Annotated in this window: 18 protein-coding genes and 1 pseudogene; 10 read left to right on the forward strand and 9 right to left on the reverse strand. The window is 74.3% G+C overall.

The features are described from left to right. The first annotated feature begins 1 nt into the window (after position 1). The 7 genes from ACLIN4_RS21900 (at position 2) to ACLIN4_RS21930 (ending at position 6,174) form a co-directional block, all read left to right on the forward strand. A complete protein-coding gene (locus ACLIN4_RS21900) occupies positions 2-583 on the forward strand; it encodes a hypothetical protein (protein WP_289904536.1) in 582 nt (193 codons plus the stop codon). An 86-nt stretch (positions 584-669) separates the two neighbouring features. Next, complete coding sequence (locus ACLIN4_RS21905) at positions 670-1,236, forward strand: hypothetical protein (protein ID WP_307652218.1); 567 nt, start codon at positions 670-672, stop codon at positions 1,234-1,236. 266 nt (positions 1,237-1,502) lie between these two features. After that, on the forward strand, positions 1,503-1,898 hold the full coding sequence (locus ACLIN4_RS21910) for a hypothetical protein (RefSeq protein ID WP_373420376.1): 396 nt from the start codon (positions 1,503-1,505) through the stop codon (positions 1,896-1,898). Positions 1,899-2,048: 150 nt separating this feature from the next. Continuing rightward, entirely contained in the window at positions 2,049-2,666 is a 618-nt protein-coding gene (locus tag ACLIN4_RS21915; RefSeq protein WP_107480570.1) for an RNA polymerase sigma factor, read from the forward strand. A gap of 50 nt (positions 2,667-2,716) precedes the next feature. Next, on the forward strand, positions 2,717-3,637 hold the full coding sequence (locus tag ACLIN4_RS21920) for a hypothetical protein (RefSeq protein WP_411576136.1): 921 nt from the start codon (positions 2,717-2,719) through the stop codon (positions 3,635-3,637). Between the two features lie 666 nt (positions 3,638-4,303). Continuing rightward, positions 4,304-4,966, forward strand: a complete 663-nt coding sequence (locus ACLIN4_RS21925; RefSeq protein ID WP_100049393.1) for an RNA polymerase sigma factor — start codon at positions 4,304-4,306, stop codon at positions 4,964-4,966. Continuing rightward, on the forward strand, positions 4,966-6,174 hold the full coding sequence (locus ACLIN4_RS21930) for a hypothetical protein (protein WP_289904525.1): 1,209 nt from the start codon (positions 4,966-4,968) through the stop codon (positions 6,172-6,174). Before ACLIN4_RS21925 ends, ACLIN4_RS21930 begins: the two co-directional genes overlap by 1 nt. Positions 6,175-6,329: 155 nt before the next feature. Here ACLIN4_RS21930 and ACLIN4_RS21935 read toward each other — a convergent pair whose 3' ends face one another. After that, on the reverse strand, positions 6,330-7,232 hold the full coding sequence (locus tag ACLIN4_RS21935) for a L,D-transpeptidase family protein (protein WP_411576770.1): 903 nt from the start codon (positions 7,230-7,232) through the stop codon (positions 6,330-6,332). Between the two features lie 267 nt (positions 7,233-7,499). Here ACLIN4_RS21935 and ACLIN4_RS21940 point away from each other — a divergent pair. Further along, positions 7,500-9,079 (forward strand): annotated as a pseudogene (locus ACLIN4_RS21940) (methylmalonyl-CoA mutase). Between the two features lie 34 nt (positions 9,080-9,113). On the opposite strand, the gene ACLIN4_RS21945 reads toward ACLIN4_RS21940, so the two are convergent. Beyond that, on the reverse strand, positions 9,114-10,538 hold the full coding sequence (locus ACLIN4_RS21945) for an FAD-dependent oxidoreductase (RefSeq protein WP_411576137.1): 1,425 nt from the start codon (positions 10,536-10,538) through the stop codon (positions 9,114-9,116). A 71-nt stretch (positions 10,539-10,609) separates the two neighbouring features. Here ACLIN4_RS21945 and ACLIN4_RS21950 point away from each other — a divergent pair, with 71 nt between their 5' ends. Next, positions 10,610-11,260, forward strand: coding sequence for a TetR/AcrR family transcriptional regulator (locus ACLIN4_RS21950; RefSeq protein WP_107480181.1), 651 nt, complete (start codon positions 10,610-10,612; stop codon positions 11,258-11,260). On the opposite strand, the gene ACLIN4_RS21955 is transcribed toward ACLIN4_RS21950, so the two are convergent. The 3 genes from ACLIN4_RS21955 to ACLIN4_RS21965 form a co-directional block, all read right to left on the reverse strand. Next, positions 11,245-12,246: a class I SAM-dependent methyltransferase gene (locus ACLIN4_RS21955; RefSeq protein WP_307652213.1), complete on the reverse strand. Its 1,002-nt coding sequence runs from the start codon at positions 12,244-12,246 to the stop codon at positions 11,245-11,247. The two genes, ACLIN4_RS21950 and ACLIN4_RS21955, sit on opposite strands and share 16 nt — an antisense overlap. A gap of 77 nt (positions 12,247-12,323) precedes the next feature. After that, a complete protein-coding gene (locus ACLIN4_RS21960; RefSeq protein ID WP_411576138.1) occupies positions 12,324-13,466 on the reverse strand; it encodes an acyltransferase family protein in 1,143 nt (380 codons plus the stop codon). Between the two features lie 45 nt (positions 13,467-13,511). Further along, positions 13,512-14,408, reverse strand: a complete 897-nt coding sequence (locus ACLIN4_RS21965; RefSeq protein ID WP_289904517.1) for a class I SAM-dependent methyltransferase — start codon at positions 14,406-14,408, stop codon at positions 13,512-13,514. A gap of 380 nt (positions 14,409-14,788) precedes the next feature. Between ACLIN4_RS21965 and ACLIN4_RS21970 the strand changes: the two genes are divergently transcribed. Next, entirely contained in the window at positions 14,789-15,880 is a 1,092-nt protein-coding gene (locus ACLIN4_RS21970; RefSeq protein WP_100046716.1) for an acyltransferase, read from the forward strand. An 86-nt stretch (positions 15,881-15,966) separates the two neighbouring features. Here ACLIN4_RS21970 and ACLIN4_RS21975 read toward each other — a convergent pair whose 3' ends face one another. The 4 genes from ACLIN4_RS21975 to ACLIN4_RS21990 all read right to left on the reverse strand — a co-directional run bounded on the left by ACLIN4_RS21975 (position 15,967) and on the right by ACLIN4_RS21990 (position 21,911). After that, positions 15,967-17,322: a polysialyltransferase family glycosyltransferase gene (locus ACLIN4_RS21975; protein WP_107480169.1), complete on the reverse strand. Its 1,356-nt coding sequence runs from the start codon at positions 17,320-17,322 to the stop codon at positions 15,967-15,969. Positions 17,323-17,325: 3 nt separating this feature from the next. Then, positions 17,326-18,291, reverse strand: coding sequence for a glycosyltransferase family 2 protein (locus ACLIN4_RS21980; RefSeq protein ID WP_289904511.1), 966 nt, complete (start codon positions 18,289-18,291; stop codon positions 17,326-17,328). Between the two features lie 123 nt (positions 18,292-18,414). Beyond that, on the reverse strand, positions 18,415-20,649 hold the full coding sequence (locus tag ACLIN4_RS21985; RefSeq protein ID WP_411576139.1) for a polysaccharide pyruvyl transferase family protein: 2,235 nt from the start codon (positions 20,647-20,649) through the stop codon (positions 18,415-18,417). Beyond that, on the reverse strand, positions 20,646-21,911 hold the full coding sequence (locus ACLIN4_RS21990; protein WP_411576140.1) for a hypothetical protein: 1,266 nt from the start codon (positions 21,909-21,911) through the stop codon (positions 20,646-20,648). The genes ACLIN4_RS21985 and ACLIN4_RS21990 overlap by 4 nt, the downstream gene beginning before the upstream one ends. Positions 21,912-22,191 lie beyond the last annotated feature (280 nt).

Consider the following 22,191-nt stretch of genomic DNA (forward strand, 5'->3'; position numbering starts at 1 on the left):
CATGGGCTACTGGGGGTATTTCGTCGTGGGCCGCGCCGAGCGGCCTCTCACGGAGCTGGACGCGCTGTCGGGCGCCGCGGAGATGACCCTGCGCCAGTCCGCGCCGGACGGCTGGCAGGTGTGGGAGTTCCCGGGCGGCGACGGGGACGTCGGGAACATGAACGACCTCGCCGGGCAGACCGGCGCGCCCGCGCTCTTCGGGTACGTCATGGACAGCGACTGCGTGGTCGTGGAAGCGGCGGCGCCCGAGAGCGGCGCGTGGACGACCTGCCTGGCGCGGTCCGCGATGGCCGGGTACCTCGGCGCGGAGCAGGAGGGGCTCACCCTGGAGGACTACTTCCTCGAGCCCCGCGACGCCGCCGAGCGCGCCGTCGCCTGGGCCGCCGAGGCCGGGCGCACCGCGAGCGCCGGGGAGCTGACGGAGGTGCTGGCGGCCGACCCGGGCGTCGGTTCCGAGGCGGACTCCGAGGCCGGTCCCGAGGCGGACTCCGAGGCCGGAGCCGCTGGTGGTGCCGCCGGTGACCCGGTGGCCGAAAAGCTCTTCTTCCGGTTCCTCGACCGGCTGGGCGTGGTGCCGCTGTGACACTCCCGGGCCGTCGCGCGCAGTAAGGGGAAGTGCGGGCTCCGTGGTCGTGAACGGGGCGGAACGGCAGAAAAGGGAGGCACCGGATGAGCCTGGTGGAACTGATCGCGCGGGCCGACGCACGCGGACTCGCCGGGAGTGGACTGGCTTGTTTGGATCGCTGCGTCCCTCTGCTCGACGGCGGCGACGAGGTCCTGCGGCCCCTGTGGGCGGCCCTCGCCGACGACGCTCCGGCCGGGCCCGGCTGGGCGCGGGAACTGGACCGGGTGCGCGACGCACTCGCCGGTCCCGACGCGACCGGCGAGGACGAGTCCGTGGTGCTGGCCCGCCGGATGCTGGCCGCGGCGCCGGCCGAGTGCTCGGGGGCCGGGCTGCGGGCGTGGGCCGACGCCTGCTCCGCCGCCTCGCTCCGCATCCACCGGCTCCTCGACCCCGCGACGGACGCCGCCGCCCTCGGGGACGGCGTCCGCCGCGAGGACGGCGCGGACGGGCTGTCCCCGCTCGTCGCCGCCGAACTGCGCCGCCAGCTCACCGTCCTGGACGCGCTCACCGGCAACGGCCCGGCCGGGCTGCGTCGCGCCCTGGAGATCTCCACGGAGGGCCGCCGGGTACTGCGCGCGGTGGTCTCCCGCCGCGCCCGCGGCCGGGGCTGACCCCCGCTCCACCGCCGGCGCTGACCCCCGCTCCACCGCCGGCGCCGTCACCGACGCGGCAACCCGGCCCCGGGGGCGCGCCCACCGCGGGACCTGGGGAGAGGTCCGCTCCCGCCCACCTGTGACCGTCCTGCGGGGGACGCGCGGCGGCGTTGCGGGGGTCGTGGGGGAGCTGGGGCGGTCCTGCGGTGGTTGCGGAACGGGCGGCGGATTCGTGTGACGAATCGTCGCCCGGTGGCGCTCTAGCCCATGTGACGACAGCGCGTGTGACGACTGTGACCAGCGAATCGACGACCCGGCCGGCGGCCGCCGCCAAGCCGGTGCGGTGGGCGGCCGACGCGGCGGCCGTGCTGCGCGAGGGCGCCCGGCTGCGCCTGGACTACTCGGCGCAGAGCCTGTGGCGCGTCGACCGGGTCATCGACGGCATCCGGCGCGAAGGAGCGCCGTACGCCGCCGTGGAGACCGTGCTGCGCGGGCTCGGCGCCTACGGCGGCGAGGTGATCGTGCGTCAGGCGGGCGGCGAGTGGTGGGCGACCGGTGGTGACCACTGGGTCCGCACTCCCGACGGCCGTCTGTGGGACCCGATCGACGAGGCCCGCCGCTGCTTCGCCGGTCACGGCTCCCTGCGGCTGCTGTGCCGCGACGCGACGGCGGGCGGATGAGATGAGGTGACGGCGGGCGCGGCCCCGCGAGCGCGGTGCGGGCCGCGCCGGGACCGCCGCCTGTGACACTTCCGTGCGCGCCGACGCTGATGACCTTGGGGGCGGGCTCAACCGGGCGCGCGTAAGACTCGGTACGGACTAGGACGGTTCTTGGGCCAGCGAGGGGAACCCCGCCGCGTACAGACGTACGACGGGGAACTGGGCGCGGCCGTCGCGCGGGCCCAGGATGGTGACGAGGCGGCCTTCGCGGTCGCCTACCGGCTCGTGCAGCCCGGCCTGTTGGGCTACCTGCGCGGGCTGGTCGGGGACGACGCCGAGGACGTCGCGTCGGACGCGTGGCTGGAGATAGCTCGCGACCTGCGCCGTTTTCGAGGTGACGGGGCCGGCTTCCGGGGCTGGACGGCGACGATCGCCCGGCACCGGGCACTGGACCACCTGCGCCGCCAGAAGGTCCGTCCCCGGCCGGCGGCGCTGGAACAGGACGTACTGGACCTGCCCGGCCCGCACTCCACGCACGACCAGGCGCTGGAGACGCTGTCCACGGAGGCCGCCCTCACCCTGATCTCGGGACTGCCCCGCGACCAGGCCGAGGCCGTGCTGCTGAGGGTCGTCGTCGGCCTGGACGGGCCGGCCGCCGCGCGCGTTCTCGGCAAGCGGCCGGGCGCGGTGCGCACGGCGACGTACCGGGGGCTGAAGCGGCTGGCCCGCCAACTGGGTGTCGACGGTGTGACGGATGACGCGCCCAGGACGCTGGGGGAGTCGACATGACGGGCACGGGCGGCACGGGCCCGGCGGACCGAGCGGGAACGGAGGCGGACATGGGTGCGCAGCACGGCGACGGCGACACCGGCCGCGCCGGCCCCCGGCCCGGCCACCACGGCACCCCCGGCGCGGAAGCCCTGATCGCCGCCGCCCTGCGGCGGGTCCACGTCGACCCCGAGGGTGAACGGCGGGCCGTCGCCGCGTTCCGCGCCGCCCGCGACGCGGCACCGGCCCGGGCGGCCCGCACCCGCCGGCGGGACGACTGGCGCCCCCGTGAGCGCCGGCGCGCCGGACGCCCGCTGAAGACCGCCCTGTCCGTGCTGCTGGCGAGCCTCACCCTGGGCGGCGTCGCCTACGCCGCGATCGGCGCGGGGGGCTCCGCCGCCGACAGAGCACAACCGGACGACCCGCGTTCGTCCGCCACCACGGCCGGGGACGGCGGGGGTCGCGGGCAGGGCGCGGACGGCGCGGACGGCGTCGAGGTCCGGCCCGTCCCGGCACCGCCTCCCGCCACCGCGGCCCCGGACGACCCCGCTCGGTCCGGCAGCCCGGCCCCCGTCCAGGAGACCGAGGAGGCATGCCGCGCCCTCCAGCGGCTGGACGGGCGGGGCAAGGCGCTGGACGCGGCGGTCTGGGAAGGGCTCGTCGCGGCGGCGGGCGGCGAGGAGGAGGACGTGGCCGCCCACTGCGCCGAGGTGCGTGCCCAAGACGCCCGGCAAGACGCCCGGCAAGACGCCGGGGACGGCGCGGAGGGGCTGGTCCCCTCGGTCGCCCCGGCGCCGTCGAGGGCACCCGCGGACGCGGCGGGCGGTGCGATGGGGGGCACGGCCGGCGGCGGTGCGGACGCCGGGGACGACGGAGCGGGCGCGGTCGGCGGGACCGGCCTGGACGCGGGCGGCGGCGCGGCGGCCGGCGCGGCGGCCGGCACCGTCGCCGGGCGGTCCGGCCTGTCTTCCGGGACGGGCGGACAGCCCTAGGCCCGGCCGGGAAAAGCCGCCCGTCCCGCCGCCGCGGCGGTCAGTGCCCCTCGTAGTACTGGTTCTCGCTCTCCTCGGTGAGCCGGTTCACCTTCGGGTGGAGGGCGTCGGCTCCCTCGGGTTGCAGGTTCGTAGTCGCCCGCGGTCGCACCCTCGTTCATGAGCGCGACCTGTCGCGCAGCTGCGGCCCGAGCACGGGAACGTCGCCGACGCTGAGCGGGGGAACGTCCTCGTGCAGCTTGACCTGGCCGATTCCCAGGTCGACATCCGCGTGGACGCCGCCGTGCTTGTGCGGCAGACGGTGTTCTGCGGCGCCCCGGATCTGAGTGAGTGGCGCCGGAGACGACCGGGGCCGCCACCCCCCACAGGAGAGGCCCCGGCCGTCGCGCGGCACGGGCCGCGCGGCGGCCCGTACTCCCTACAGCGCCGCCACTGCGTTTTCTGTCACACCTCACCGCGTCACGGCTTAGTTGCATCTTGTACGGCTATGCGATGGGGACATGGACGAGTGGCGGTTTCAAGACGTAACGTGCCATTCGCGCCGATCAGCGGGGGTCTCCTCCGCCATCACGTGAGCGGTGGACCACCGCGACCATCAATCGGGAACACGACGGCGAGTACCCGGTCCGCGAGAGCGGCGCCGGCTTAGGCGCAAAGAGAGGCTCGGTGCTGGGGGACGACGCGGAGCTGACCGCCGCGGTGCGGGCGGCCCAGGACGGGGACGAGACCGCGTTCCGGACTGTGTACCGCGCGGTGCATCCGCGACTGCTGGGATACGTGCGGACGCTGGTGGGCGACCCGGACGCCGAGGACGTGGCGTCCGAGGCCTGGCTGCAGATCGCCCGTGACCTGGAGCGGTTCGACGGCGACGCCGACCGGTTCCGCGGCTGGGCCGCCCGCATCGCCCGCAACCGCGCCCTGGACCACATCCGCATGCGGGGACGCCGGCCCGCGATCGGCGGCGACGAGACCGAGTTGACCGGCAGACCGGCCGAGTCCGACACGGCGGGCGAGGCCATCGAGGCCCTGGCCACCGGCCGCGCCCTCTCCCTCATCGCCCGGTTGCCCCAGGACCAGGCCGAGGCCGTGGTCCTGCGCGTGGTGGTGGGCCTCGACGCCAAGAGCGCCGCGGAGACGCTGGGCAAGCGGCCGGGTGCCGTCCGTACGGCGGCGCACCGCGGTCTGAAGCGCCTGGCCGAACTCCTCGGCGGCGATCCGGAATCGGGCGGCGGGCTCGACGCCCTGCCGCCCCAGCGAGAACCGCACCGCCGTACGGTGACGTCCGCGAGTGTGACGCATACGCGTGCGCGGACGCAGAAGGACATGTGATGGCCGACGAGCAGGACAGGTGGCTGGACCGCGAAACGGCGGAGATCTTGCTGCGCGGAGAGTCACTTGAGGCTGTCGACCCCGCGGCCCGCGAACGGGCCGAGCGGCTCGTCGAGGCCCTGGGCGCGCTCGCCTCCCCGCCCGTGCCGACCAGCGGGGAACTCCCCGGCGAGGCCGCCGCGCTGGCCGCATTCCGCAAGGTGCGCGCCGAGCGGGCCGACGAGGCGGCGGGGACGCCGGCCGGTCGCGGACGCGCCGGCGCGGTACCGCCGTCCGACGCCGGGCTGATTCGCATCGGCCCGCGTGGCGAAGGCGCCCGGCGCCCCCGCCGGGGCCGCCCGCTGCGCCTCGGGCTGGCCGCCGCGCTGACCGTCGGCATGGTCGGCGGGGTGGCGGTCGCGGCCGGAACCGGAGTCCTGCCGCGGCCGTTCGACGACGCCGCACCGGACCCCGCCGCCACCGTGTCGGCCGCCGCGTCCCCCGACCGTCCGCTCATCTCGCCCTCGTCGCCGGCCGGCGAGCGGGGCGGTTCGGTGCCGGGCGGCGGTCCCACGAGCGGCGCGCCCGGCCGCGACGATTCGGCGGACGGCACGGCCGAGGACCGCGACGCCGACTCCGGGGACCAGGGGACCGGCGGTTCCGGGGGAGGGCGGCAGGCCCTCGCCACGGCCTGCCAGGACGTACGGACCGGCCGGGGACTCGACGACGCCCGCAGGCGCGCCCTGGAGGAGGCCGCCGGGAGCTCCTCGAAGGTCGGCAAGTACTGCCGGAACCTGCTCGCCGACCCCGGCACCGCCGTCCAGGACCGCGACACCGGCCGGGACGCCGGGGAGAACGGCGACGCCGGTGAGGCGGCGCGGGAACGCGAACCCCGCAAGGACGCGAGCAACAAAGGGGACAAGGGGAGCAAGGGGGACAAGGGCGGCGACGGCGGTGGCCAGGACGGCAAAGGATCCAAGGGCGGAAAGGGCGGTGGAAAAGGCGGCGGTGACAAGGACGGCAAGGGCGATGACGACGACGGCGGTCACATAGTCCCGCCCGCCGGACAGCACCACCGCCCACACGGCCCCTCGGTGCCGGCGCACCCGGACCGGCCGTGGTCGGCGTATCGGCCGCAGGTGTCGCTCCCGACCGGTGACATCACCTCCGTGACCGCCTCTGACCTGCGCTTTCCCGGGACGTACGGAATTGCCTCGGCGAGGGTGTGACACTTTCGGCCGCCGTGACGCAGTAATGAGTGAGCCGACTGGTCATCGGCTTTCGCACCGAGCCGGGGTTCCCCCCGTACCTACGGCTCGTGCACTCGGCGCGGGCGGGACACGTTCCCCCGGTCCCGCCCGCGCCCATTCCGTCCGTCCCCGCCTCACCGGTACACGACGACCTTGTCGCCGTTGCGCACCTGTGCGTACAGCTCCGCGATGGCGGCCTCGTCCCGCACGTTGACGCAGCCGTGCGAGGCGCCCGCGTAGCCCCGGACGGCGAAGTCCTCCGAGTAGTGCACGGCCTGGCCGCCGCTGAAGAACATCGCGTACGGCATGGCCGAGTCGTAGAGCGTCGAGACGTGGTGGCGGGACTTCCAGTAGACCTGGAACACGCCCTCCCGGGTCGGCGTGTACTGCGAGCCGAACCGCACCGGCATCGTCGACACGGTCCGCCCGTCGATCATCCAGCGCAGGGTCCGGCTGGCCTTGCTCACGCACAGCACCCGGCCGGTGAGGCAGCGCGGGTCGGGTGCGGCGGCCGGCTGCCCGCCCATCAGGTACAGCTCCCACTTGCCCGGCTCGCGCGTCATCCCCAGCAGCCGCTGCCAGGTGACGGTGTCCGTCCTGCCGGTCCGTGGCAGCCCGCGCTTGCCCTGGAAGCCGCTCACCGCACGCTCGGTCAGGTCGTCGTACGTCCCGGTCGGGCCGTCGACCAGCCACTCGACCTGGCGCAGCCGGGCCTGGAGTTCGCGCACGTCCCGGCCGCTGTCGCCGGGCCGCCACAGCACCGGGCCCGCGGTCGGGGCGGGCGGCGCGCTCGGGGACCGGTCACCGGCCGGCGCACCCTTCGGCCCGTCCGTCCCTTGCGGGGCCTTCGGGGCCTTCGGCGTCTTCGGCTGCCCCGATTGCTTCGGTTCCTTCGACGGCGCGCTCGTGACGTCTATGTGCACCGGCGCACGCCCCTTGCCGTCCGGGCCCGTGCCCTGCACGGTGCAGCCGCCGACCGCCAGCACGCCCCCCAGCGCGACGGCCACCGCCCTCCTGGTGCTGCCCACGCACCCCATGCCCGTCGTACGCATCACGACCCCCCGCCGTCTCACCGCCCCGTACGGACGTCCCCTGAGATGTTCCCCGCGGATGACGCGCCGCGAACGGCGCGGCATCGTTGTGACCGGGACCGCATCGAAGTTGTGAGCAAGGTCCCAGCGTGCGCCCCTCCACGGGTGGTGCGTGCGCCGATACAGTCCGTCGACAGGGTCGGTCTGTACTGGCGAGTAACTGACGGGTAGTTCGAGCTTTTCGAACATGTGCTCAGCGGGAGGCAACACACCATGGCGCGCGAGTCGGAGTCCGGACTGCCCATCGAACCGGTCTACGGGCCGGACGACCTCCAGGGCTGGGACGCGGCCGAGAAGCTGGGCGAGCCGGGGAAGTACCCCTTCACCCGGGCGTGTACCCGACGATGTACACGGGCCGTCCGTGGACGATGCGCCAGTACGCCGGTTTCGGCACGGCGACGGAGTCCAACGCCCGCTACAAGCAGCTCATCGCCAACGGCACGATGGGGCTGTCGGTCGCCTTCGACCTGCCCACTCAGATGGGCCACGACTCCGACGCGCCGATCGCGAGCGGCGAGGTCGGCAAGGTCGGCGTGGCGATCGACTCCATCGACGACATGCGGGTGCTGTTCGGCGGAATTCCGCTGGACAAGGTCTCGACGTCCATGACGATCAACGCGCCCGCCTCCCTGCTGCTCCTGCTCTACCAACTCGTCGCCGAGGAGCAGGGCGTGAGCGCCGACAAGCTCACCGGCACGATCCAGAACGACGTGCTGAAGGAGTACATCGCGCGGGGCACGTACATCTTCCCGCCCAAGCCGTCGCTGCGCCTGATCGCGGACATCTTCAAGTACTGCAAGGCCGAGATCCCGAAGTGGAACACGATCTCGATCTCCGGCTACCACATGGCCGAGGCGGGCGCCTCTCCCGCGCAGGAGATCGCCTTCACCCTCGCGGACGGCATCGAGTACGTGCGCACGGCGGTCGCGGCCGGCATGGACGTCGACGACTTCGCGCCCCGCCTCTCCTTCTTCTTCGTGGCCCGTACGACGATCCTGGAGGAGGTCGCCAAGTTCCGCGCGGCCCGCCGGATCTGGGCGCGGGTGATGAAGGAGGAGTTCGGCGCGAAGAACCCCAAGTCGCTGATGCTGCGCTTCCACACGCAGACGGCCGGCGTGCAGCTGACCGCCCAGCAGCCCGAGGTGAACCTGGTCCGCGTCGCGGTGCAGGGCCTCGGCGCGGTCCTGGGCGGCACCCAGTCCCTGCACACCAACTCCTTCGACGAGGCCATCGCGCTGCCCACCGACAAGTCGGCCCGGCTCGCCCTGCGCACGCAGCAGGTCCTCGCCTACGAGACGGACGTGACGGCGACCGTCGACCCCTTCGCCGGCTCCTACGTCGTCGAGAAGATGACCGACGACGTCGAGGCGGCGGCGCTGGAGCTGATGGGCAAGGTCGAGGACCTGGGCGGCGCGGTCAACGCCATCGAGCACGGCTTCCAGAAGAGCGAGATCGAGCGCTCCGCCTACCGCATCGCCCAGGAGACCGACTCCGGCGAGCGGGTCGTGGTCGGCGTCAACCGCTTCCAGCTCGACGAGGAGGAGCCGTACGAGCCGCTGCGCGTCGACCCGGCCATCGAGGCCCAGCAGGCCGAGCGGCTGGCCAAGCTCCGCGCGGAGCGCGACCAGCAGGCGGTGGACACGGCACTGGCGGCCCTGAAGAAGGCCGCCGAGGGTGAGGACAACGTCCTGTACCCGATGAAGGACGCGCTGCGGGCCCGGGCGACGGTGGGCGAGGTGTGCAACGCGTTGCGGGAGGTCTGGGGGACTTATGTGCCTTCGGATGCGTTCTAGCGGCCGCTGAGCCGGGCGGCTCCCGGTTCGGGCCTCAGCCGCCCAGCCCGAACCGCCGCAGGTAGCCGCCCACGCCCTCCGGCGTGTCCCCGGCCCACCCCACATACCCGTCCGGCCGCACCAGGAACACCCCCGCCCCGTACGCCCCGTGCGCCGCCCCGCGCACCACCCGCACCGACGCTCCCACACCGCCGGGCAGGTCCACGCCCAGCGCCAGCAGCGTCCAGTGCGGCCCCCGGAAGGCGTCGAAGAGCCGTACGCCGTCCACGCTCCCGTCCGGCGCCCTGTCCCCGGCCCGCACCGCGCCCTCCGCGACCGTCGCCCGGGTCTCCACCGTGAGGGAGGAGTCCCGGTACCCCAGCCCCAGCTGCCGCGTCGCCCCGCCGCGCCGTACCTCGCCGCGGTGGACGCCGGTCGACAGGTCGAGCATCTGCGCGGCGATCGGGCGCCGTTCCTCCTCGTAGCTGTCCAGGAGCCCGGCCGGGGCCGCGCCCGTCAGCGCCGCGCCCAGCTTCCAGCCCAGGTTGTAGGCGTCCTGGACGCTGGTGTTCAGCCCTTGCCCGCCCGCCGGTGAGTGGACGTGCGCGGCGTCCCCGGCGAGGAAGACCCGGCCCGCCCGGAACCGGTCGGCGAGGGCCGCGCGCGGCCGGAAATCGGAGGCCCAGCGCACCTCGGTGACGTCCTCGGGGGCCAGGTGCGAGCGCTCCGCGATCACCTTCGGGATGCCGTCCGCGCTGAGGTCCACCGCCGCGCCCTCGGGGAACCGCGCGACCACCTGGAAGTCCTCGGTGCCGGCCAGCGGGCAGACGGCGAGGAAGTGCGGGCTGCCGTCGGCGGGCGGGAAGACGTGCCAGTGGTCGCGGTCCAGGCCGCTGATCCGCACGTCCGCCACCAGCATCGGGCTCGGGTCCACGGTCTCGCCGGGCATGCCGATGCCCAGGGCCCGGCGCACCGCCGACCGGCCGCCGTCGGCGGCGACCAGGTAGTGGGCGCGGACCGCCCCGCCGGAGGCGAGGTGCGCGGTGACGCCGTCCGCGTCCTGCTCGACGCCGGTGACCTCACGGCCGAAGGCGACCGTGCCGCCCAGCTCCGCCAGCCGCGCCGCCAGGATCTCCTGCGTGCGCCACTGCGGCACCATCCACGGCTCGTTGTACGGCGAGTCCTCGCTCACCTCGGCCGGGTCGAACATCTGGTGCTCGCCGACCCGCTGCCCGTTCTGCCAGATCATGCCCACCGGGTAGGTCCCGCCCGCCGCGTGGATCGCGTCCACGACGCCGAGGTCGTCGAAGACCTCCATCGTGCGGGGCTGCATGCCCTTGCCGCGCGAGCCGGGGAACAGCCCCGCCCCGCGCTCCACGACCAGCGCGTCCACCCCGCGCCGGGCCAGGTCGACCCCGAGGGCGAGACCGGTGGGGCCCGCGCCGACGATCAGGACGTCCGTGTCCGGCACCGTTTCCATGACATTCTCCTTAACAGTGTTAAGTGCTGCTTGGCTCCGAGAATGGACTTAACGCCGTTAAGCTGTCAAGCGTGGGTACGGAACGACGCGCCCCCCTCGACCGCCGACGGGTCGCGGACACGGCGCTGAAACTGCTGAACGAGGTCGGTCTCGACGGACTGACCCTGCGCACCATCGCCAGGGAGCTGGACGTCAAGGCGCCCGCTCTGTACTGGCACTTCAAGGACAAACAGGCCCTGCTCGACGAGATGGCCACCGAGATGTACCGGCGGATGGTCGCCGGGACCCCCCTCGACCCGGCCGACACCTGGCGGGAGCGGCTGCTCAAGGCCAACCGGGGCCTGCGCGCGGCGCTGCTCGGCTACCGCGACGGCGCCAAGGTGTTCAGCGGCTCACGCTTCACCGGCCTGGTGCACGCCGAGCAGATGGAGGACAGCCTGCGCCTGTTCACCGCCGCGGGACTCACTCTCGCGCAGGCGGTGCGGGCGACCACGACGTCGTATGCGTTCACCCTCGGCTTCGTCACCGAGGAACAGGGCGTGCAGCCGTTGCCCGGCGAACGCCGGGAGGGCTACGACCTGGACGAACGCGCCCGCCTGATGGCCGACTATCCCTTGACGGCTCAGGCGGGCGCGGAGATCTTCACGGACTACGACCGGCACTTCGAGGAAGGGCTGGCCCTGGTGATCGCGGGGATCGGGGCGACCTACGGCCTCGACTGAGGCGTACCGCCGGTGTTCCGGGCCGTGGCGCCCGCCTTCGCCCGCTGCGCCGCCCGGTACCGGCGCACCGCGCGGGTGACGACCGGCGGCAGCACGTCCAGGGCGAGCCGGCGGGCACGCTCGCGAGGGGTCCGCGGGCGGGGCGGGCGTGCCTGCGCGGGCCGGGCCTGCGCTCGCGGCGTCGGCGCAGGCGTCGGGGCCGCCGGTGCGGGCGCGGGCGCCGGGTGCCGTGAGGACGGCAGCGACGGAGGCTGCATCCGCTTCCCCTTGGCGCGGGCCCGGACCAGCCGGTGTCCCGCGGCATGCTCCACGGTCACGGCGACGTCGTCGCGCTCGCGCAGGGCGGCCAGCAGCTCCTCCTGGACCGGCTCCGGGTCGCCCCAGGTGCCGTACAGCTTCTGGCTGCTCAGGCAGACGGGCCGCAGCCCCCGGTTGAGCACCGCCTCCCACGCGGCGACGGCGACGCCCGGGGTGTGCTCGCTGCGGAAGTCGTCGAGGACCACGATGCCGTCGGGCAGCAGCAGGTCCCGGGCGGCGCCGATGTCCCCGTGCACGTGCTCGTACAGGTGCGAGGCGTCGATGTGGGCGAAGCGGCAGGTGCCGGGTGCGACCTCGTCGGTGATCGTGGAGCTGACGTCCTGGACGATCGTCGGCAGCGCGTCGTGGAAGGAGAGGTAGTTCCGCTCGAAGGCCTGCCGGGTGAGCGTGGAGTACGACTTCGCCGCCTCCGCCCGGTTGGCCGCGTCCGGCGGCTCGGTCCCGAACAGGTCGCAGACCGTGAGGGTCTCGCCGTCCCGCAGATGGTGCCCCAGCAGGATCGCGCTCTTGCCCATGTAGGCGCCCAGTTCGAGCAGGTCGCCCCGGGTGCCCTGCCGCTCCTGACGCTCCAGGAACCAGGAGAACAGAACCTGGTCGAGCGGCCAGAACCAGCCGGGTACGTCGTTCAGGTCGCCGGGGTACTTGTGCGTCTCTTGCGCAGTGGCCATGCAGGGAGGATGCCTTCTCGACGCCTGAAATGGAGCGGGCACGCGCAATCCGGTGGAAGGAAAATCGCACGAATCGCTCAACGCTTCCGGACGAGCACCCTCCGTATCCTCGGCGCCAGCGGTCTCTCGACGTACCGGTGCAGCAGCCACGCCAGCGCCAGCATCGCGGCGGCCGTCAGCCCGAGGGTCACCGCCGACGGCACCCCCAGACCGCGGTGCAGCGCGTGGATCACCACCCACCCGAGGTGCTCGTGCACCAGGTAGAACGGGTACGTCAACGCCCCGGCCACCGTCAGCCCGTGCCAGGTCACCCGGTCCAGCAGCCCCAGCGCGATCGCCGCGACCGCCGCGAACCCGGCGGCGACGACGAGGACGATGCCGAGGGACGTCCGGTGGGCGAAGGCGTCCGGATCGGCGGCGTTCCACAACTCACGTACCGCGTAGTGCTGCCCGACCAGGAAACCGGCGGCCACGATCCCCCACGCGTGGGCGTCCCGCCGGTCGCGGTGGACGAGGTACAGGCCGATGCCGCCGACGAAGAACGGGGCGTACTCCGGCATCAGCACCAGGTCGAGCAGCGGCTCGTGCGCGGCCTCGGCGAGCGCCGAGGCCAGCAGCCAGCCGGCGCAGAACACCACGACCCGCTTGCGGTTCGCGCCGGGCAGGACCACGCACAGGGCGAACAGCGCGTAGAAGCGGACCTCGACCCACAGGGTCCAGCACACCCCCAGCACCCGGTCCGCACCCAACGGCTGCTGGAGCATGGTCAGGTTGACCAGCGCGTCGCTCGGCGAGACCGCGTCGTAGGCCACCACCGGCAGCGCGAACACCGCCGTCACCAGGACGACCGCCACCCAGTAGGCGGGCAGCAGCCGGGCGGCGCGGGAGGCGCAGTACGAGGCCACGGAGCGGCCCCAGCCGCTCATGCAGATGACGAACCCGCTGATCACGAAGAAGATCTGCACCCCGAGGCAGCCGTAGGCGAAGAAGCCGTGCAGCGTCGGGAACTGGCGGGCCGGCGAACCGCCCCAGGCCTCGGCGACCGCCCCGCCGCGACCGCCGTAGTGGTACGCCGCCACCATCAGCGCGGCCACCAGCCGCAGCCCGTCGAGGGCGCGCAGCCGGCCGGGCGCGCCCTTCGCCCGCGTCGCCCGCGCCGGGGCGGGAGCGCTGTCCGCGCCGGGGCGCGCCACCGGCGCGCTCACGACCGCCTCGGTCACCGCTGCTGCTCCTTCGGCCGTGCCGGCCCGGTCGTACGTGGGTGTTCAGGACGCCCGCAGGAAGGCGGAGTGGGCCGCCTTGCCCAGGTAGGTGAGGCGCGTGTCGTCCTTCAGGTGCTCGTCGAGGGCCTCCTTGACGCCCGGCCAGTTGGGGTCGCCGAAGTCGTCCAGGACGACCACCGCGCCCGGCGCGGCGATCTCCTCGGCCCACTGGAGGTCCTGGCGGACGCCCTCGGCCGAGTGGTCGCCGTCGACGACGATCACGCCGTACGCGCGGTCGGAGACCGCGGCCCGGGTCCCGGGGTCCTCGGAGTAGCCGCGCCGGATCCGCGCCGCCGTGCCCGCCGGACCGGCGAGGGCGAGGTTGGTGCGCACGGCGTGCTCGTCGACCGGGGTGCCCGTCGGGTCGGGGCGCGGGGTGGTGCCCGGCTGGAGCTGGACGCCGGCGAAGGGGTCGACGATGGTCAGGCTCGGGCTGCGGCCGTCGCGCTCCATCATCCGGAGCAGTCCGGTGGAGAACATGCCGTACAGCGTCCCTATCTCCAGGATCTCGTCGTTCGGCGGGTCGAGGAGCGGGATCGTGCCGAGCTTGCCGCAGATGTTCATGGTGCCGCCCGCGACCCGGCCCACGCCCAGCGACTCCAGCGCCACGAGCAGCCGGTAGGCGGTGGCGACGTTGCGGACCGCCGCGTCACGGTCGCCGGCCAGGGCGGCGACCTCGGCGTGCAGGCGCTTCAGCGGGCCGTCGGACACCACGCGGGAGAGGCCGCGCCCGGGGGAGCCGAGCAGCAGCTCGTTGCTGAGCCGGTGCGCCGAGGCCTCCCGGACCGCCGAGCGGACCTCTCGCTCGACACGCCGGTCGATGCGCTGGTCGATGAGGTCGGCCACGGGACGCAGCAGACGCCGGGAGGCCGGACTGCGGAGCAGGGAGCGGCTGTTCATGGGGCAACGACCTCAATCCGTCACGGAGGTGAACGTGTGAGTACGCGGAACGCCAGTGGGGTGGATGGGGCCAGACTAGGGAGGTCACGACCGGAAGCGGAGCTGTCGAACGGGCGGCCGGGGGAACTTCTGCCGAACGCCGTGTGACGGGACGATGGAGGCACCCGGAGTTCACCGGAAGGTCATGCGCGCGTGGCCATTGTTCACGCGGGACGGCTTCCGGCCGCGCCCGGCGCCCTCGTAGCCTGCACCGATGTGCGCCGCGCGGGCGCCGCGGCTGCGGGTGCGCGCGGCGCGGGCCTTCGATCCCCTCGCCCGGCCGGAGAACCGGCGGGCCCGCGCGTACTGTCCGGGAGTGACCACCCATCGCCGCCGAGCCCTTGACCGCCACCGAGTCCCCGCGCGCACCCGTCCCCGCCACCGCGGAGACACCGGCCCCGCGCCCCCGGGCTGAGCACCGGTACGACATCGACCTCGTCCGGGTCCTGGCCTCCGTCGGGGTCATCGTCTGCCACGCCGCGGGCGAGATGATGAAGGCCGTGGACCGCACGCCCGCCGAGGGCGGGCCCGTCTACTGGACCGCGCTCGCCGGGGACGCGCTGAGCCGGTGCGCCGTGCCGCTGTTCTTCGCGATCGCGGGCTGGGTGGTGCTGAGCGGGGCGCCGCCCCGGGACGGCGGGCAGATCCGCAAGCGGCTGGCCCGCATCGTCGTGCCGATGGCCGTGTGGACCGTCGCCTACCTGGCGTGGGACTGGATCCGGGACGCCAACTCCGACCCCACCCGCGACCTCGCGTGGGACGCGCTGTTCGGCTCGGTGCGGCCGGCCTTCCACCTCTGGTACCTGTACGCGTACGTCCCGGTGATCCTGCTGCTGTCGGTGGCCGTCCTGGTCCGGGCGGGCAAACGGCCCTGGGGCGCGGGCGCCGCCCTGCTCGCCCTGGCGCTCGCCCCCACCCTCCTCGGCGACCTCGCGCGCCTCCTCGACGTCCGCCTCCCGCCCTTCGCCTGGCAGTTCGGCGTCTACCAGATCGTGTACGCGGTCGCCGGCGCCGTCCTGCTGTCGCTGCCGGGCTCCGCGGTCACCGGCCGCGGGCGGCGCCTGGTGTGGCTGGCCGGCGGACTGTGCGCGTGGGGGGCGGTGGCGGTGTACGAGCACCGGGTGCACTTCCCGAGCCCGTACGCCTCGCTCGTGGTGGCGCTGTTGGCGGGGACGCTGCTGATGGCCCTCAACCGGATCAGGGTGCCCGAGCGGTTCCGCCCGCTGCTGGGGAGGCTCGCCGGGGCCTCCTTCGGCGCCTACCTGGTGCACCTGATGTTCCTGGAGGCCGTCGCCCCGCGCCTGGTGTCGGCGGACGCCGGGTGGCCGGCCGCGGTGGGCGGGCTCGCCGGGCTCACGCTGGCCACGGTCGTCCTGTCGTTCGCCGCCGCCCTGCTGTGGACGCGGCTGCGGCTGGGCCGCTGGCTGGGCTGAGCAGACGGCACACGAAGGCCGGCCCCCGCCTGGTGGCGGGGGCCGGCACCGTCCTACCGGGTCGCTTCCGGCACCGTCCTACCGCGTCACTTCTTCCCGGCGCCGCGCCGCACCGCCCTGCGCACCACCCGACGGGCCCGCCGCACCTGGAGCTTCGCGCGCAGCTGCGGGCGGCTGCCGGGCAGACCGAGCTCGGTCAGCCGCAGCTCGGGGAAGTAGTAGCCGGGGCTGGTCGCCAGGTTGGCCCGCAGCCAGGTCTCCGTCGGCTCGCGCAGCTCCGCGTACGTCTTGGGCTGCATGCAGAAGCCGATCGCCCGCACCAGCGGCGACAGGGTCGCGGGTGCCGCCTCGACGAGGGCCGGGCTCTGCCCGCGCTCCAGGTCGGGCACCAGGTGGTCGACGACGGCCAGCGGCACGCGGTTGCTGTTCGGGTAGGGCTTGAGCCGCCCCATCACCAGCGCGGTCCCCACCCGGGCGATGGGCACGTCGTAGTAGGCGGAGGCGGTCACCATCGCCGTCGAGAAGCAGCCGACGACGAGTTCGGGCGCGCAGTGGTCGTACAGCGTCTCGGCCAGCAGCGGCGCGTCCAGGACGGTGAGCCGCACGCCCGCGTCCGCCGCCGCCTTGCTCAGCGCCGCCGTGTAACCGGCGGGGGCGGTCGGGTGGGGCTTGAAGACCACGGAGCGGTGCCCGGCGCGCGCCGCCCCGGTGAGCATGCGGACGTGGAGGTCCTCTTCCTCCTCCGCGCTCAGGATGTTGATCGCCGCCAGGTACTGGCCGAGCAGCACGGCGGTCGGCTTCTCCCGGACCACGGGCGCCAGCCGCGGGTCGTCCGCCGCCTCCCGGGATATCTCGTCGAGCACCGCGCGGAACGCGTCGTCCGGTACGACCTCGGGCTCGACGTCGAACTCGGACAGCAGCAGCGGCCTCAGACCCGGTATCAGGTCGAGGTGGAGCAGCCGCCGGATGCGGCGCGCGAGGGTCAGCGGCAGCTTCTCGCGGGTCGGGCCGTAGCTCATCAGGCCGTCGGCGTACACGTGCAGCGCCGCCTCGGAGAAGATCGCCGCCAGCGCGCGGGCCGGGTTGACCTGGATCGACTCGACGGCGAGCTCGATCAGTTCGCGTTCGCCGATGCCCCAGGCGAGCCGGAACGCCTTCTGCCACAGCGCCGTGTCGTTGCCGCGCGGGCCCCAGGAGCTGGGGTGGTGCGGGCGGATCGCCTCGTTCCAGCTGACCACGGAGTCGAACCGGCCGGATATTCGCTCGTACCCGTGCATCTCGTCGAGGCGCAGCGCGGTCTCGGGTATCGCCGCGTTGTTGGAGACCAGCAGGATGCGCCGGGCCCCGTCGCGCGGCCCGAACAGGCCCGCGTCGAGCGCCGCGGCGAGGGTGGCCGCCCCGTACAGGGTGGAGACCTGGAAGATCTGGGTCTTGTGGGGCATGGATCAGGCAGCCTTCCGCCCGTCACGCAGGCGGCTGAGCAACCTGCTCCGAGTCTTGTCGATGGTGCGCAGGGTCTCGTCCAGCACGTGCTGGGGCATGCGGTGCAGCGCGTCCCGCGCCTCCCGCCGCAGCCGCTGGGCCGCCGAGGTCTCGTACTCGTCCACCTTGCCGAGGTGGAAGGCGATCATCGCGCAGTACGTGCGTACGGCCTTCGGGAGGAAGCGCTCGGCCTCGGGGTCCGCCAGCAGGTCCTTCAGGAGCATGTCGTAGGCCGGGATGAAGTCGAGCTGGCGGGCGTCCTTGATCTGGGTGAGGGAGGTGGCCACGCCCCGCCGGTAGAAGACCCCGTGCAGACCGACGGAGGCGTACGAGGCGGCCTTCAGGTGCAGGCGCCAGATCCACAGCCGGTCCTCGGCCGTGCGCAGTTCGGTCGCGAAGCGCATCGCGCCGTCGTCGAAGAGGTGCCGGCGGTAGATCCCCGCCCAGACGAAGGGGTAGTCGACCATCGTCTCCATGTGGGGCGGCGCTATGCCGTCGCGCGGGTCCATCACGGTGTTGCGGGCCGGGGCCGGGGGCCGCCGGATCACCCGCTCGGTCCCGGTGGCCTGCACGTGGTCGGTGCGCGCGAAGTCGCAGTCCAACTCCTCCGCCCAGGAGACCAGTTCGGCGAGGTATCCCGGACCGTACCAGTCGTCACCGTCGAGGAACGTGACGAAGTCGCCCCGGGCCGCGTCGATCCCGCTGTTGCGCGCCTGGGCGATGCCCATGTTCGTCTCGTGCCGGATCACCCGGGTGTCGGCGCGTGACTCCGCCCAGCGGTCGATCGCCCATGACGTGGCGTCCGTGGAGCAGTCGTCGACGAGGAGGAACTCGAAGTCCGGGTCCGCGTTGTTGGCGAGACTTCTCAGAGTGCTCTCGGCGAAGGCTTCCACATTGTGCATGGGGACGACGACGGACAGTTTCGGCACGCGGGCCTCTCACGCTCGTAGGTCGGGGATTGGAACAGGCTAACTACGCGCCCGGAGCCGGCGGTGTCGCACGGAACGCGCGGAGGCGAACTCCATTCGCAGCGGACATGAATTCTTGGTGTCTCACCCCATGCGGAAGGTGTTCCGCAGTTCCTCGATGTTCGACCGAGTGGTCTTCCACAGGAATTCCTGCGCGCCGTGCACGTCCGCCACCGCCGCCGCGTGATCGTCGAGGACCGCCGCCGCCCGCTCCGCGAGCCGGGGGCCGAGCTCCCGGTCGTGCACGGACAGTCCCCACTCCCGGCGGTCGATGTCGGAGAGGAAGTAGGCGAGCTTGGGATGGGAGACGAGGCTCAGGATGGGGGTCCCGCAGCCGAAGGGGATCATCCCGGCGTGCCCGCGCATCCCGATCACCAGGCGCGCGCGGCCGTACAGGTCGCGGATGCCGTCGTTCGACAGGTCGTAGAGCTGCTCGACGGGCAGGGCCAGCCCGTGCTCCCGCCGCAGGTCGTGCACGAACTTCTCGTCGGCCGGCATGTGGGCCGCGTACCGTACGTCGGCCCGGTCGCGCAGGCTGCGCAGCGCGCCGGCCATCTGGGCGAGGAAGTGGCCGTAGTCGTGCCCGAAGCGCAGGCCCGCGCGGTCGTAGGCGCAGTTGACCAGGACCGTGTCGGACCGCTCCACCGAGGCGAACCGGTCCGGGGCGAGGTGCCGGGCCACCGTGGTCGGGCAGGGCTGGTAGCGCACCCGGTCGCGCAGCCCGGCGGGCAGCAGCTCGCGGACCCGGTCGATCGAGCCGTGGTTGCGCAGCCCGAAGAACGCCGAGCGCTCGACCAGGACCCGCAGGCTCTCGGCGAACCGGCCCCGGCGGTAGAGCTGCCCGTCGAAGACGTTGTACCCGACGGCGAACACCGCCAGCGGCGCGGTGAGGCGGGCCAGGAGATCGTCCGGGACGTTCCACTGCCAGTGGCTGTTGCCGTTGGGGGAGGTGTCCGGCAGGAACAGCCCGCCGCCGCCCACGATCACCCCGCGCCGCGCGTTCAGTTGCTCCAGGGCGGCCTCGTCGACCAGCCGGTGCACCGGCTGCCGGTACCAGCGGCGCGGGCCGGTGTCGCTGTCGAAGCACATGCGCACCGCCTCGGGCAGCACCTTGTCCCCGGCGTTCTCCTGCCCCTCCGCGAACAGCGCCACGTGCGCCAGCTGCCGGTCGGCGGCGTCACCCGGCTGTCGGGGCTCCGGCACGTCCGGCCGGGTGCGCACGTACCAGCTGTGGCAGCCGGCGTCGGTGGGGTCGGCCTCCAGGCCGTCGCGGGCGTAGGCGTGCGCCTCGTCCTCCCGTCCGCACAGCCACGCCAGCCGGGCGAGCTGCGCGAAGGCGCGCGGGGCGACGTCGGGGGAGGCCGCCGCGAGCAGCAGGTGCGCCTCGGCCTCCTCGTAGCGGGACAGCGCCATCAGGCAGACGCCGAGGGTCTCGTGGCAGCGCGGCGCGTCCAGGCGGTCCCCGACGACCGGGGCGAGGACCTCCACGGCCTCGGCGTAGCGGCCCTGCTGCCGGTGCACGTCCGCGACCGTGCGGGCCAGGTCCAGGGAGGGGCGGGCCGCCAGCAGGGGCGGGGCCAGGTGCGCCAGCAGGTCGGGGTGCCTGCGGCCGGGCAGCGCGCAGTAGGCGGCGCGGAACTCCTCGTCGCTCATCTCGAAGCGGCGCCGCGCCTCGGTCGCCGGCCCGTACCCGGGCGCGTCGGGCGGGCCGGTGAAGCGCACCACGGCGACGTGCGCCGGTACCGGCAGGTCGTCGTGGAGGCGGCGGGCGAGGAAGTCGTACCGCGGGTCGAGAGGGACCAGTACGCCGTCGAGCGCCGGGCCGAGATCCCCGTCGGCGGCGTCCGCGAGCCGGCCGGCCAGGGCGTCGTCCACGTCGGCGCGCTGGACGACGAACAGGCCGTCCGGCAGCACGGCGCGCCGCTCCCCGGGCTCCCCGGCACACAGCAACTGCTGGACGGCGCCCACCCCGTGGCGCATCCGCAGCAGTTCGCCGAGGTCACCGACGACGACCATGCCCGGGTCGAGGGCGACGACGGTGTCGTAGCCCTCCAGCCGGAAGACGTCCCGGCGGTCCTCCGCCCGACGCGTGACGACGCGCGGGTGCAGCCGCCGCAGCGCGTCGAAGGAGGCGTCGGCCAGGCCCGGGTGGAGGACCACGAAGTCCTCGCACACCGCCGGGTTGGTCAGCACCAGGCTGCGTATCAGCACGAGGAGGTCCGACAGGCCGTCCTCGTCGGTGTGGACGGCGAAGGCGATCCGGCGTCTGCCGGTGACGGTGCTCCGGTCGTCCGCGGAGGGGGCGGAGGAGTGGGTCATCGCAGGGCGATCCTCATCTTGCGGTCGTCGACGTGCGTGGCGCGGTCCATGACCCACTCGGCCTCCCTCGGCCGCAGCCGGCCGGGCAGGGTGAAGCCGACGAGGTCCAGGCGGGGGCACGCGTCCAGGAAGTCCAGCAGCCTCAGGACGGTGAACGCGGTGGTCGGCGCCGTCCCCCAGGCGTCCTCGCCCAGCAGCGCCGGGTCGTGCAGGGGCCGGCGCAGGGAGGCGTCACCGACGTGCTCCTGCGCTCCGGGCACCAGCCGCTGCCGGGTGGCGCGGCGCCAGGCTGCGGCCGGATCACCGAACACCAGCCGGATGCCGGCCCGCCGCGTCCAGGCCGGACCGTCCCACGGGGTGTCCCCGCGCAGGGTCACGGCGTGCAGGCCGGTGCGCTCGCCGGTGCCCTCGGGCCGCACGCGGAACGCGTCGCACCGCACCACCAGGTCGTAGGCGTCGATCTCGGCGCCGAGGGTGCTCGCGGCCACGTCGCCCGCGTTGGCGACCACGCACACCGTCCGCCCCGCGACCAGGCTCCGCAGCCCGCCGACGCCGACCGGCGTGGTGCCGCCCAGCAGCGGGTCGGGCATCCCGGCCCGCTCGACGAGCCGCCGGTAGTCGCCGTGGAGCGCCAGCAGGCGCCGTACGGCGGGGTCGCCCGGCCCGTGCTCGGCGACCCGCGCCCGCACGAACGCGGCGAACCGCGGGGCGACGGCCGCGGTGGTCGCGCCGGGCCCGGCGAGCAGCTCGCGCAGCGGGCCGCCGGTCTCCGGGAACAGGGCGATCGCCGCGTCCAGGCACTCCCGGCGGCGCCGCAGGGTGTCCGTCCTGCGGGCCACCTCCGGGGCCGGCCGGCCGTCCGGCAGCAGGGCGGCGTAGCGCTCGTAGCAGGCCAGCGCCTCGTCGTCGCGGCCCAGCGCGTCCAGGGCCAGGCCGCGCAGCCGCCAGGCGCCTTTGGACCGCTGCCGGATCCCGCTCGCCGTCTCGGCGACCCCGAGCGCGAGGCCGGGTCCGTCCTCCCCGCCGGCCTCCAGCGCGCGCTCGCCGACCTGGAGCAGGGCGTCGAAGGGGTCGGCCGCCGGGTCGTCGAGGGAGGCGGCGAACGTGCCGATGGCCTCGGTCAGCCGGGCTCGCGGGGGAGTGGACCCGGCACCCCGCGCCGCCAGGTGCTCGCCGCACAGGCGCAGGCCCCGGGCGTACAGCGCCGGCCTGGCTGCCTCCTTCTGCCGTGCCTTGAACAATCCCGCCAGGGGCTTCGTCATCCGCTCCACCGTTCTGCGACCGGAGGCCGAATGTGCCCCAGCGCGACGGGCCGCGGGTGGCTTCGCGGCGCACGGCGGGTGAACACTCGCCCGCGGGCGGGTGACGGGTACGGCCGCCGGCGGGCGGGTGACCGGTACGCCCGCTTGGGGGCGGATGACCGGTACGACCGTCCGGGCGGATGACCGGTACGACCGTCCGGGCGGATGACCGGTACGACCGTCCGGACGGGTGACCGGTACGACCGCCCGGGCGGCTCACCCGCCGGTCGCGCCCGGCGGC

This window comes from Streptomyces mutabilis (assembly GCF_046628145.1).
Lineage (GTDB): Bacteria > Actinomycetota > Actinomycetes > Streptomycetales > Streptomycetaceae > Streptomyces > Streptomyces mutabilis.

What these genes read in the sequence shown, in the direction of transcription:
- ACLIN4_RS21945 (WP_411576137.1), bottom strand. Translation starts at nt 10,538, where the DNA reads ATGGAAACGGTGCCGGACACGGACGTCCTGATCGTCGGCGCGGGCCCC.
- ACLIN4_RS21955 (WP_307652213.1), bottom strand. Translation starts at nt 12,246, where the DNA reads ATGGCCACTGCGCAAGAGACGCACAAGTACCCCGGCGACCTGAACGAC.
- ACLIN4_RS21975 (WP_107480169.1), bottom strand. Translation starts at nt 17,322, where the DNA reads ATGCCCCACAAGACCCAGATCTTCCAGGTCTCCACCCTGTACGGGGCG.
- ACLIN4_RS21990 (WP_411576140.1), bottom strand. Translation starts at nt 21,911, where the DNA reads ATGACGAAGCCCCTGGCGGGATTGTTCAAGGCACGGCAGAAGGAGGCA.
- ACLIN4_RS21900 (WP_289904536.1), top strand. Translation starts at nt 2, where the DNA reads ATGGGCTACTGGGGGTATTTCGTCGTGGGCCGCGCCGAGCGGCCTCTC.
- ACLIN4_RS21905 (WP_307652218.1), top strand. Translation starts at nt 670, where the DNA reads ATGAGCCTGGTGGAACTGATCGCGCGGGCCGACGCACGCGGACTCGCC.
- ACLIN4_RS21920 (WP_411576136.1), top strand. Translation starts at nt 2,717, where the DNA reads ATGGGTGCGCAGCACGGCGACGGCGACACCGGCCGCGCCGGCCCCCGG.
- ACLIN4_RS21985 (WP_411576139.1), bottom strand. Translation starts at nt 20,649, where the DNA reads ATGACCCACTCCTCCGCCCCCTCCGCGGACGACCGGAGCACCGTCACC.
- ACLIN4_RS21930 (WP_289904525.1), top strand. Translation starts at nt 4,966, where the DNA reads ATGGCCGACGAGCAGGACAGGTGGCTGGACCGCGAAACGGCGGAGATC.
- ACLIN4_RS21935 (WP_411576770.1), bottom strand. Translation starts at nt 7,232, where the DNA reads ATGGGGTGCGTGGGCAGCACCAGGAGGGCGGTGGCCGTCGCGCTGGGG.
- ACLIN4_RS21965 (WP_289904517.1), bottom strand. Translation starts at nt 14,408, where the DNA reads ATGAACAGCCGCTCCCTGCTCCGCAGTCCGGCCTCCCGGCGTCTGCTG.